General features: G+C 72.8%; 8 protein-coding genes. 5 read left to right on the top strand and 3 right to left on the bottom strand.

Going from position 1 to position 11,925, the window contains the following annotated elements; genetic code table 11:
* The 5 genes from D7X32_RS39480 to D7X32_RS39460 all read left to right on the top strand — a co-directional run.
* A partial coding sequence (locus D7X32_RS39480; RefSeq protein WP_120607685.1) for an RDD family protein occupies positions 1-529 on the top strand: 529 nt, incomplete at its 5' end.
* A gap of 50 nt (positions 530-579) precedes the next feature.
* Positions 580-3,702: a GspE/PulE/PilB domain-containing protein gene (locus D7X32_RS39475; protein ID WP_120607684.1), complete on the top strand. Its 3,123-nt coding sequence runs from the start codon at positions 580-582 to the stop codon at positions 3,700-3,702.
* A 16-nt stretch (positions 3,703-3,718) separates the two neighbouring features.
* Complete coding sequence (locus D7X32_RS39470; protein ID WP_120607683.1) at positions 3,719-5,251, top strand: sensor histidine kinase; 1,533 nt, start codon at positions 3,719-3,721, stop codon at positions 5,249-5,251.
* Positions 5,248-6,642 carry a sigma-54-dependent transcriptional regulator gene (locus D7X32_RS39465; protein WP_120607682.1) on the top strand — a complete coding sequence of 465 codons (1,395 nt, stop codon included), beginning with the start codon at positions 5,248-5,250 and terminating at the stop codon, positions 6,640-6,642. The genes D7X32_RS39470 and D7X32_RS39465 overlap by 4 nt, the downstream gene beginning before the upstream one ends.
* Before the next feature lie 181 nt (positions 6,643-6,823).
* Positions 6,824-8,161, top strand: coding sequence for an FAD-binding oxidoreductase (locus tag D7X32_RS39460; protein ID WP_120607681.1), 1,338 nt, complete (start codon positions 6,824-6,826; stop codon positions 8,159-8,161).
* Positions 8,162-8,176: 15 nt separating this feature from the next.
* Here the strand turns inward: D7X32_RS39460 and D7X32_RS39455 are convergent, their stop codons facing one another.
* The 3 genes from D7X32_RS39455 to D7X32_RS39445 form a co-directional block, all read right to left on the bottom strand.
* A complete protein-coding gene (locus D7X32_RS39455; RefSeq protein WP_120607680.1) occupies positions 8,177-9,559 on the bottom strand; it encodes a WS/DGAT/MGAT family O-acyltransferase in 1,383 nt (460 codons plus the stop codon).
* Positions 9,560-9,602: 43 nt separating this feature from the next.
* Positions 9,603-10,406, bottom strand: a complete 804-nt coding sequence (locus tag D7X32_RS39450) for a hypothetical protein (RefSeq protein ID WP_120607679.1) — start codon at positions 10,404-10,406, stop codon at positions 9,603-9,605.
* Between the two features lie 94 nt (positions 10,407-10,500).
* Positions 10,501-11,496 carry a class I SAM-dependent methyltransferase gene (locus tag D7X32_RS39445; protein ID WP_120607678.1) on the bottom strand — a complete coding sequence of 332 codons (996 nt, stop codon included), beginning with the start codon at positions 11,494-11,496 and terminating at the stop codon, positions 10,501-10,503.
* Positions 11,497-11,925 lie beyond the last annotated feature (429 nt).

Here is an 11,925-nt window from a genome sequence, read left to right as displayed (position 1 = left end):
CGCCCCCGCCGCTCCCGCGAAGTCGAAGGTCTCCGCGGCCCCGGCCCCGGCCGCTGGCGAGGTCCACGCGCGGCCCGCCTCGCTGTGGCGCCGGCTGCTGTCCTTCACCGTCGACACCGCGGCCATCAGCGCCGTGGCGGCGGCCTACATCACCCTGGCCTCGTCGGTCGCGGGCGTGAAGGGTCCGCAGCCGGGCCTGACCGGGCTGGACGCGTTCGTCGCCTGGCTGCGCGCGCTGCACACCGTGCTGCTGCCGGGCGTGGTGCTGGTGCTGGTGCTGGCCACCGTGTACTGCGCGGTCGCGGCCTTCCTGTGGAATGGTCGCACCCTGGGACGGTTGCTCCTGGGCCTGCGGTTGGTGGACACCCATGGCATGGCGCCCACCCCGGGCCGGGCCATCTTCCGGGCGCTGCTCGCCGGGCTTTCCTTCGTTCTCTTCCTGGGCGGCTTCTGGATGGCGCTGTTCGACCGCCGCGGACAGACGCTCCATGACAAGCTGACGTCCACCTTCGTCGTCCAACCGAGCTGAAACAGGCTCATTGTGCCTTGCGGCCGCGGCCGTAAGATGCCGCGGCCTTCATGCCTTCGCGTCTTGCCCAGCACCTCGTCTCGCGCGCCCTCCTGTCCCAGGAGCAGGCCGGGGAGTTGTTGCGTCTGCACCAGGCCCAGGGAGGCCACGTGGACACCGTGCTCCTGGAGCGCGGCCTGTCCGAAGCGGACGTCCTCGCGATGCTGGGCGAGGTCTCCGGCTTCCGGCCCGTGAACCTGGTGGACTTCGAGCCCAACCTCGAGGTCGCCAGCTTCATCCCTCCCAAAATCGCCGAGCGCCTGAGCGTCGTCCCCCTGTCCCTGGACGGCAACACGCTGCACGTGGCGTGCGCCTACCCGGTGCCCAAGAAGGAGCTGGACGAAGTCGGCTTCCTCCTGGGCAAGCCGCTGGAGCTGTGGGTCGCCATCGAGCTGCGGGTGCGCGAGTGGATCTCCATCATCTACCGCCAGCCGCTGCCGCCCCGCTTCGTCCAGCTGGCCGAGGGAGTCGCCCGGCAGGCCGGAGCGCTCACGCCGCCTCCGCCTCCGCCGCCGGATGACGAGTCGATGACGGTGGACATGGTGGAGCAGCTGGCGCGCAACGTGGCCCAGGAGCCCGTGCCCGCGGAAGCCCGTCCCGCCGCCTCGCGTGAGCCCGCGCCCGAGGACATCCCACCGCCTGCGTACGTGCGAGAGCCGCTGCGCCTCAACACCTCCGCGGGCCCGGTGACGACGGCCCGCGCGGTCCAGCGCCCCACCCCGCCTCCGGCACCCACCGACATCCCGCCCCCCGCGTACACGCGCGAGCCCCTGCGGCTGAACATGCCGGGCACGCCCGCGCGCGCCACGCCTCCCGCGCCGCAGGCACCGAACCGGGCCCCACCGGGTGCCGCCGCGCCGCCGACGCTCTACCCGCCGGGAGAGCGTCCCCTGCCGCCGCCGCAGACCGTGCCCGTGCTGTTGCCCGTGGCTCCGGCCGGTGCGACCCCCGCCGTGGCCCAGGGCGCCACCCAGGGCGGCCGACCCACCGCGCCCGGTGCGTACCCCACCCCGCCGCAGGCGAGCCGTCCCGGAACCACCGTCCAGGGCCCGGGCACACCGGGTCCCGCGACGCAGGGCTTCGGCGGACCGGGCCCCACCGCGCAGGGCATCTCCGCGACGCAGGGCTTCGGCGGTCAGGGTCCCGCGACGACGGGACAGGGCCCGCGACCGGGCACCACCGTGCAGGGCTCATCCGCGACGGGGGCCCAGGGCGCCACCGCCGCCACCGCACAGACGTCCGCACAGGGAGCCGGTCGCCCGGGCACCGCCGCGCCAGGTGCTCCGACCCCGCAGGGCGCATCCGCCACGGCCCCTCAACCCGCGAACCGGCCCGGCGCCCCCGCCCAGCCCCCGGGAGCGCGTCCCGCCGTGTGGCCGCCCGCGCCCGAACAGCAGGCCCGCGCGGCCCAGGCCGGCATTCCGACCCAGCCGCCCGTTCCTCCGGCGCCGCCCCGGGGCGAGCCGTCGTTCATCATCTTCAGCAACCCCGCGTCCACCCCGGGCGCGAACCGTCCTCGCGCGCCGGAGCCCGCCCCCGTCCCGGGTGCCTCCCGCGCGCCGGATGCCGCCGTGCCGGAGTGGACGCTGCCCCAGGCCCGCTCCGCGCTGCGTGAGGCGACGCGGGACCTGGACCGCCTGCTGGACGTGGCGCTGCGCTTCGGCCGCCGCACGTTCGACTACGTGGCCGCCTTCGCCGTCGTACGCGGCACCGCTGGCGGTTGGGACGCGCGCGGCGAGGGCCTGGACGCGAACGCCCTGTCCCTCGTCTCCATCCCCCTGGATGCGAGCAGCGTCTTCCGCACCGTCGCCGTCACTCGCGGCAGCTACGCGGGCCCGCTGCCCCCGGACTCGCTCACGCGGCACTACCTGGAGCTCTTCGGCCGCCAGGCCCCGCGCACCGTCTTCCTGTACCCGGTGGAGGTGAAGGGCCGCCTCGTGGCCATCCTCTACGGCGACTGCGGCCAGAAGCCGATGAGCCAGCGCCGGCTGAGCGACTACATCCTGTTCTGCCAGGACCTCCCGGCCGCATTCCAGGAGCTCATCCTCTTCCGCAAGCAGCGCGTGTCCGAACTGCGCGCGCCGGAAGAGGAGATCAGCATCGACGTGGACGTGCCCGGCTTCCCGGCACCGGCCCCGGTCCTGCCCGCTCCCGCGCCCGCCGTGGTCGCGGGCCTCGGCTGGAACCCCGTCTTCGGCCGGGGTGGCGTGGCCAACCTGGGCCGTGCCGCCGCGCTGCCTCCGCGCGTGTTGTCCCCGGAAGAGCGCCCGCCCCCGGACTTCACGCCCCTGCTGCGCCGGCTCACCGGCCCGGACGCATCCCAGCGCTCCAGCGCCATCGCGGAGCTGGCCCGCTCGCCGGAAGCCAGTGCCCGCGTGCTCGCGCAGAACTTCCCCGGCCCCACCGCCTGGAGCCGCCTGCCCGTCGTGGAGCTGCCGGAGGCGGACGAGCTGGGCCCCATCCCCGCCGCCCTGTCGCGCCTGGGCCGTCCCGCGGCCGTCGCGCTGGCGCCGCTGCTGGATTCGAACGACGCGGACACGCGCTACCTGGCGCTGCTCACCGCGGGCAACCTGCCCTACGCGGAGCTGGTGGACGGCGTGCTGCGCGGCCTGTTCGACATGGAGCCGGACATCTCCAGCGCCGCGCGCGTGGCCGCCGCCGCGCTGAAGCACCTGCCGCGCCTGGACGCGTCCCTGCGCGACCTGCGTCAGGAGATGACCAGCCGGGATGCCCTGCGCCGCTCGCTGGCGGCCCGCGCCCTGGGCACGCTGCACGACCGCGACGCCATCGAAGGCCTCATCAACCTCACCGGCAGCGACGACGCGATGTGCGCGCAGGCCGCGTCGGAAGCGCTGCGCGAAGTCACGCGCGCCACGCTGGGCCTCCAGCCGCGTCAGTGGTCGGCATGGTGGGCGGAGAACCGCAGCCGCCGCCGCGCGGACTGGCTGGTGGCCGCGCTGCGCCACCGCGAGCTGGACGTGCGGCTCGCCGCCATCGAAGAGCTCAGCCGCGCCCTGCACGACACGCTGGGCTACTACGCGGACGCACCCGACGCGGAGCGCGAGGCCGCGGTGCGGCGCTGGGAGTCCGCGGCGGTCGACCCCGCCAACGCCCGCCGGCTGGGCATGCTCTGAGCCACGGAGGCGCGCGATGACGGGCGCCATGTGGGTCAGCCTGCTGGCGTGCGCGGGGCAGCTCGCCCTCGCCGGCATCGCGCTGGCCCGCGTGGGAAAGAGTCCCCTCGCGCTGCCGCTGTCGCTGCTGTCCATCGCGCTGTCCTCCTGGAACTTCTCCGCCTTCGGGATGGCGCGCTCAGGAGATTCCGGCTGGCGGTTGATGGGCTTCGCCGCGGCGCTGATGACGCTGCCGTGCGCGGTGCACTTCATCCTCGCGTTCGTGGGCCGCCGCCGCCGCTCCGCCTGGGCCATGTACGGCACCTACGCGGTGATGAGCGCGCTCGCGCTGACGATGCTCATCGCCATGGGCATGCCCGCGCTGGAAGAGCGCATCAACACCTTCGCCTTCGGGCTCGCGGTCTCCGGGGTCGTCATCCCCATCCTCACCACGGGCTTCGTGCTGCTCACGCGCCACCTGCGCCGCGCGGGCTCCGCGGACGAACGGGCGCGTGCGGGACTGGTGCTGCTGGGCCTGGGCCTGCTCGTCGCGCTGCTGCTCACGGACCTGGCGGGGGACATGGCCCTGCCCGTTCCGAAGCTGGGCAACGTGGGCACGCTGCTGGGCCTGCCGGTGATGGCCACCGCGTCCTTGCGCTTCCAGCTCTTCGGCAAGGACGCGCGCGCCACGAGCGCGGCGGTGCACGCCGTGGTGCTCGCGCTGGTGGGCGTGCTCGCGTACCTCGCGCTCTTCCGCGTCTTCGCCGCCGAATCCGGGGCGCTCGTCGTGGGCACCACCGCCATCACCTTCGCGCTGCTCGCGGCGGCGCGGCGGGTCGTCACGGCCTTCGTCACCGAACGCGAGCGCCTGGAGCAACTGGCCACGCTGGGGCGCTTCTCCGCGCAGATGGCGCACGACCTGAAGAACCCCATCGCCGCGATGAAGGGCGCCGCCCAGTACCTCAAGGAGGAGCACGCGCGCGGCCACTCCTGGGATGCGCACGGGGACTTCCTGGACCTGCTGCTGGAACAGGTGGAGCGCCTGGACCGCGTCGCGGGCACGTACCAGCGCCTCGCGCGCGTCGAACCGCTGCGCCGGCCGCTGGACCTGAACCGGCTGGTGGAAGGCGTGCTGTCGCTCCAGGCCTTCGCGACACCGGGAGCGGTGGTGCTCCAGAAGGAGCTCGCGCCCGGCCTGTCCGAATGCGCGGGCGACGAGGACCTGCTCGCCAACGCGCTGGAGAACCTGGTGCGCAACGCCTTCGAGGCCATGCCCTCTGGCGGCACCGTCACCGTGCGCACGCAGCAGGACGGCGAAGCGGTGGTGGTGGAGGTGCAGGACACCGGCAGCGGAATGGACGCGCGCACGCGCGAGCGGGCCTTCGATGACTTCTTCACCACCAAGGCCACGGGCAGCGGCCTGGGACTGGCCTTCGTGCGGCGCGTGGCGGAGGCGCACGGCGGCACCGCGTCCCTGACGAGCGGCGAGGGCCATGGCACCATCCTCCGCCTGCGCCTGCCGGCCGCGCCCGTCCCAACGGCCCCGGCATCCAAAGGAGTAGCCGCGTGAGCGACGCACTGAAGGGCCACGTCCTGGTGGTCGACGATGATCCGGCGCTGCTCAAGGTGCTGGGCGCGCTGCTCACGCAGGCGGGCCTCACCCCGCATCCGGCCTCGAACGCGAAGGACGCCCTGGCCCTGCTCGCGCGCCGGCCCATCGACGTGGTGCTGAGCGACGTGCGCATGCCGGGCATGAGCGGCATGGAGCTGCTCACGGAGGTGGGACGCGGCTGGCCGGACGTGCCCGTGCTGCTGATGACCGCGCACGGCACGGTGCCGCTGGCCGTGGAGGCGATGAAGGCGGGCGCGGCGGACTTCGTGCTCAAGCCCTTCGACCGCGAGGAGCTGCTCTTCACGCTGAAGAAGGCGCTGCTCCACGCGAGCGGGGACCCAGAGCCCACGCGCGGCACCGGCAAGGCGCCGGACGGCCTGGACAGCCTGCTGATGGGCGCGAGCCGCGCGATGACGGAGGTGAAGTCCCTGCTGGTGAAGGCCGCCCAGGGCACCGCCACGGTGCTGCTCCGCGGCGAGTCCGGCACGGGCAAGGAGCTGGCCGCGCGGGCCCTGCACGAAAACAGTCCCCGGCGCGCGGGGCCGTTCGTGAAGCTGCACTGCGCGGCGCTGCCGGACACGCTGCTGGAGAGCGAGCTGTTCGGCTACGAGAAGGGCGCCTTCACCGGCGCGGCGACGCGCAAGCCCGGCCGCGTGGAGCTGGCGCACGGCGGCACGCTGTTCCTCGACGAGATTGGCGACGTGTCCCCCTCCGTGCAGGTGAAGCTGCTGCGCGTGCTCCAGGAGCGCGAGTTCGAACGGCTGGGCGGAACCCAGACGGTGAAGGTGGACATCCGCTTCGTGGCGGCCACGCACCAGCCGCTGGAGGACGGCGTGCGCCGGGGCACCTTCCGTGAGGACCTCTTCTACCGGCTCAACGTGGTGCCTCTCTGGCTGCCCACGCTGCGCGAGCGGCCGGAGGACATCGCGCTCCTCGCCCGCCACTTCCTGGACGTGCACGCGAAGACCAACGGCCGTCCGCCCTTCACGCTGAGCGAGGACGGACTGCGCGCGCTCCAGGCCCAGCCGTGGCCCGGCAACGTGCGTCAGCTGCAGAACTTCCTGGAGCGGCTGGTGGTGCTCTCCGACGGGCCCGTGCTCACCGGCGCGGATGTGGCGAGGGAGCTCTCACGCCAGCCGGGACTCGCGCCGCCGCCCGTCGCCGCGCCGCTGCCTCCGTCCCCTTCTTCCGACTCCGTCACGTTGGAGTCACGGCGCAAGGACGTGGAGAAGGAAGCGCTGGTGGATGCGCTGAAACGGGCGGGTGACAACCGCACGCTGGCGGCGCGGCTGCTCGGCGTGAGCCGGCGCACGCTCTACAACAAGCTGGAGGAGCACGGCCTGCTGTAGGGGTGGCGGGGGTGCGACCCTCTGGAGCCCGGGATGTGTTGTCACGAAGCGCTTCCGTGTACGCACCGGACTTCCAGGTTTATGCTGCTTCGCGCTCGTACTCCCTCGACGTGGCAACGCACTTCACCCGAGTCCCCCTCCCGGCCCGCAAGGGTCGGCTGACACGAAGGAGCAACGCCCCATGCCCCAGACCCTCGCCAGCCGCGTGAGCGGCCCCGTCTACACCCCCAACGACGCGGGCTACGCGCCGGAGTGCGCCGGCTTCAACGTCCTGGTCACCCACACGCCGCAGTACGTGGTGGCGGTGAAGTCCACGCAGGACGTGGCGGAGGCCCTCCGCTTCGCCCGGGAGCACCAGCTGCCCGTCTCGGTGCAGGCCACGGGGCACGGGACGGACCTGCCCATCACCTCCGGCGTGCTCATCTCCACGAAGGCGCTGAACCAGGTGAGCATCGACACGGCGACGCGCACGGCCACCATCGGCGCGGGCGCGCGCTGGGAGCCGGTCGTCGAGGAGGCCGCGAAGCACGGCCTGGCGCCCATCGCCGGCTCGTCCACGAACGTGGGCGTGGTGGGCTACCTGCTGGGCGGCGGCCTGGGGCCCCTGGTCCGCAGCCATGGCGTCAGCTCCGACTACGTCGTGGGCTACACGCTCGTCACCAGTGACGGAGAGACGGTCGAAGCGAGCGCCCAGCACCACCCGGACCTGTTCTGGGCCCTGCGCGGCGGCAAGGGCGGCTTCGGCATCGTGACGGAGGTGAAGCTCAAGCTGGTGGAGCTGCGCTCGCTCTACGCGGGCGGCCTCTTCTTCGCGGAGGAGCACATCGAGGCCGTGCTGCGCGGCTGGGTGAAGTGGACGGCGGAGGCGGACGCGCGCGTGTCCACGAGCATCGCCGTGATGCGCTTCCCGCCGTTCGACTTCATCCCGCCCCCGCTGCGCGGCCGCACGGTGCTCAACCTGCGCTTCGCCTTCCCGGGCTCCACCGAGGAGGGCGCGAAGCTGGCGGCGCCCCTGCGCGCGCTGGCCCCCCTCTACCTGGACATGCTGGGCGAGCTGCCCGCATCCCAGATCGCGCGCATCCACAATGATCCGGACAAGCCCAGCCCCGCGTGGACCAACGGCATGATGCTGACGCACGTGGATCAGGACTTCGCGACCACGGTGCTGCGCCACGTGGGCACGGGCGTGCAGACGCCGTTCTTCATGCTGGAGGTGCGGCACCTGGGCGGCGCCAGCTGGAGGGACGTGGACGGCGGCTCGGCGGTGGGTGGCCGCACCGGCAACTTCGTCGTCGGCCTGGTGGGCATGCACCCGCCGCTCTTCGACACGGTGCTGCCCGGCGCGACGGAGGGCCTGCGCGCGGAGCTGAAGCCGTGGCTGTCGCCGGACATGACCATCAACTTCATGGGCAAGATCCGCTCCGCGGAGCACTTCGACAGCGCGTGGCCGGACGCCATCCGCGCGAAGCTCAAGGAAGTGCGCGGCAAGTACGACCCGCACAAGCTCTTCGCGAAGTAGCCGTCGAAGGAGCCCTCAGGGGACCACCGTCTCCAGCGCGCCCAGCTCGTCCTGGAACGCGGCGACGAGGGCCCCCGGGTCGGGCACGCGCGACGCATCGGAGGCCACGCCCACGGTGACCTGTCCCGCGTAGCTGAAGAGGCTGACCCCCAGGCCCACGTGGCCGGCCTGGGGGACCCAGAACGTGAGTCCCTCCAGCCGGGTGCCCGCGAGCGACACCGGCTGGCGGGGACCGGGCACGTTGGTGGCGACGAGCGAGGCCTTGGTGCCCATCACGTCCACGACGACGCGCTCCAGCGCGGCGGGCGTGCGCCCCAGCAGCTCCAGCAGACCGGACGTCACCACGGCCTCCGGCGAGCGCTTGAGGTGCTCCATCCGCTTCGCCACCTCCCGAAGCCGGCGGCGGGGCTCCGCCAGGTGCACGGGAAGCCGCAGGAACACCACGCCGAAGCGATTGCCCAGCTCGCGAGGCACCGGCGCATCCAGCGGCCGCAGGTTCACCGGCACCAGCGCGTGCACGTCCTCCAGCGGAGCGTCCCGCGTGTCCAGGTAGCGCCGCAGCGCGCCCGTCACCACCGTGAGCAGCACATCGTTCACCGTGCCGCCCAGGTTCCGGCCCACGGCCTTCACCCGCTCCAGCGCGATGGGCTCCGACCACGCGGCGAGCTTCCGGGAACCCAGCGGCCCACGAAGCGGCGAGCGGGGGTCCGCAGGCAGCACGAGCAACTTCCCCAGCGCCGCCGCGCCCTTCGCGCCCTCGCGCATGAGGTCGCCCGCGAGGATGGGCTCCCGCACCAGCTCCGCGCCCTTGTGCAGCGCCGCGCGGGCGCCGCGAGCCAGCCGCATCCAGCCCCGCGCCCGAGGAGGCTGCGCGTCCTCGGACGGAACACTCCAGGTCTCCGGGCCCACCGTGCGCTCGGGTGTCCCCGCCGCGTCCACCGGCTCCGTGAGCGACAGGAGCACCCGCGCGAGCGCGATGCCGTCCGCCATGCAGTGGTGCAGCCGCGCGAGCAGCACGTCCCCGCCCGGCGCGCCCCGCACCCGGTGGAAGTGCCACAGCGGACGGGAGCGCTCCAACGGCACGCCCATCCAGTCCCCGACGAGCGCCTCCAGCCCCGCGCGTCCCGCCGACTCCGGCACGCGCAGCGTGGACAGGTGTTCGTCCAGGTTGAAGTCCGGCGCGTCCTCCCAGTGCGGTGCGCCCAGCGGCCCGGGCACCACCCGCTGCCGGAAGCGCGGGTAGCGCTCCACCAGCCGCTCCTGCAGCACCGCGCGCAGACGCTCGCGGTCCACGGCGCCGTCGAACCACAGCACCGCGGTGATCATCATCAGGTTCGCGGGCTCCTCCATCTGGAGCCACGCCGCGTCCATGCTCGCCATCCGCTCGCGGCCTGCCATGGCGTTCTTCTCACCCGTGCACCCCCATGGGGGCAAGGTCCTCCTACGGCTTGGGTTGCGGTTCCGGCGCCTCCTGCTTCTCGCGTTCGAACTGGAACGTCTGCCGTGTGGCGCCCGGCACCGTGAGGACGAGCGAGTCCTTCTCCTCGATGGCGTAGGTGAACTCCCCGCCCTTGAATTTGCCCTTGGACAGGGGCACCACGCGCTCCTTGCCGCACACCGGACCCACGGCCTGCCCGTCCTGCGTGCGCAGCGCCAGGTGCTTCTTGTCCTTCACCTCCAGCCGGCCCCACGCGCGCACATCCAACGTGCTGCCGCGCCCCAGCGTCGCGTCATCCAGCTTCGTCCTCAGCACGAAGCACCCGTTGGGCGTCACCTGCAGCGCCCGCGCGTAGTCGGACCGGGGCTGCACGTCGATGCGCTCCTCCTGTCCCTGGTCCACGTCCGGGATGCTCGCCGCGGACAGCACCCACGTGCCCACCAGCTCCCGTGGGACCGCCGTGCCCTTTGGCGCCTTGTCGCCCTCGCATGGATGGGCCGCCAGCTTCTCCGGGCTCTTGGGCGCGGGCTCGAAGGACTTCTCACAGGTGAGGCCGCACGACTTCGCCGCGCACGCCGAGTCGTCGGGCGCGCAGGCCGCCTTGCTCGTGCAGGACTTCAGCCGCTTGAGCGCGTCCTCGCACCCCTCGCGCATGCACTTGTCGACACACTCCGCGTCGATGCACTCCGACACACAGACCCAGTTGGTGCTGCCACAGACACCCGCCACGGTGCGCGGGGCCTGGGCCGCGGCGGGCAGCGCGGCAACGGAGACGAGAAGCAGGACGAGGAGCCGGAACGGTCGCATGTGGAGTGCAAGCTAGGCAGTGCGCCCACCTCCGGCGACACCCGGAGGCAGGAAGCCTGTCCACCGGGCATCACTCCGGACTCCGGCACTGCCGTCAGGTGAACTGCCACCGCCAGGTGCGCGGGTCGGACGGGTTGGGCAGCTCCAGCTCGAAGTCCAGCGTGTCGTAGCGGCTGAACTCGCGGGGCTCCACGCGCAGGAGCGTCATCGCCGTGGTGTTGCGCTCGCGCATCGGAGACACGTCGAAGGCCAGCTCCGCGTCGAAGGCGACCTTGTAGAACAGGCAGAAGCCATCCACCCGCCCGTCCTCCTCCACCGGCCGCCGGAGGCGCACGCGTGAAGGCAGTCCGTCCGCGCGCATCGTCTCCAGGTCGAACCCGAACGCGGGCTCCGGTTCGCACAGCAGGTGGCTCACTTCATAGGGCCGCACCATGCGCGTGAAGTACGACGGGCTCATCGCCTCGCGCAGCGACTGGAGGCAGCGGAAGTCCACGTGGGGCAGGTGCTGCGTCCAGATGAACGGGACGCACGCCTCGTCGCGAAGCTGCACGGGCTCCACGAAGACCTCGAAGCGGTTGGGGAGGATGCGGCCCCCGGGCTTGAGCAGCCGCGAGCGCAGGTCCAGCATCCTGGGCACGAGCCCCGCGTCGAGCAGCGCATCTCCCAGCAGGTCGTGCAGCAGCACGTCCGCCTTCTCTGGAGGCTGGAAGTGCCAGGTGGGCTCGCGCACGAAGTCGATGCGGTCCAGGCCGTTGCGGCGGGCCACCCACTGCGTGGTGTCCAGCAGGCGCGAGTCATCCACCGCGTACAGCTTGCGCGGGTGCTGGTGCGCGGCCAGGAAGGTGCGCAGGCCGGTGCCCGCCTTCACGTCCACCACCACCTGGTTGGGGCGCACGTAGCGCTCCACCGCGCGGCGCCACATCTCCACGCGCTGCGGATCCGCCAGCACCGAGTCCTGCGGCGCGGGGCTGGACAGCGCCAGGCTGTTGGGTGCGTGCCGGCGGTGCAGATGGGACACGAGCGGCAGGTGGCTGAGGCGCGAACGCAGGTCCATCAACGCCTGACGCGGCAGGTCGAGCAGGTTCGACATGATGGCTTCCCCCCGGAAGGCCGTGACGGTCCCGGCAAGAGCGCGGCCAACCACCCCGCCCCCCCGGAACCAGGACTCCGAACGATGCGGGAAATCCGGGGTCCGACCCAATCCGTCCCAGGGGCCACCCACTGTCCCCGAGTGAACGCCCGCCCCCGCCTCCAGGCCCGCACCACGCGTACCGCCTCGCGACAATCCTTCAAAGCAGGAGCAACCAGGAGTGTCCGGGCATGACAGTTCGAACATCCCTTCGGGCGGTCAAGAAAACGGGGGGAAGGCGTTTTTCCGGCAAAGCCTCGACTCCGTGCGCGCCGCTCGCGGACGCGAGGCCGGATGCCAGTCATGCCCGTGGACGGACCCTGATCTTGGATGAGGGGGGACTGATGATGCGAGCCATGGAGTCGCGGACGCAGGGCGGGCGGGAGCCGG

This window comes from Corallococcus carmarthensis (assembly GCF_003611695.1).
Classification (GTDB): Bacteria; Myxococcota; Myxococcia; order Myxococcales; family Myxococcaceae; genus Corallococcus; species Corallococcus carmarthensis.
Note: the sequence above shows the minus strand (reverse complement) of the source record. Positions and strands in the feature narration are given on the sequence as shown.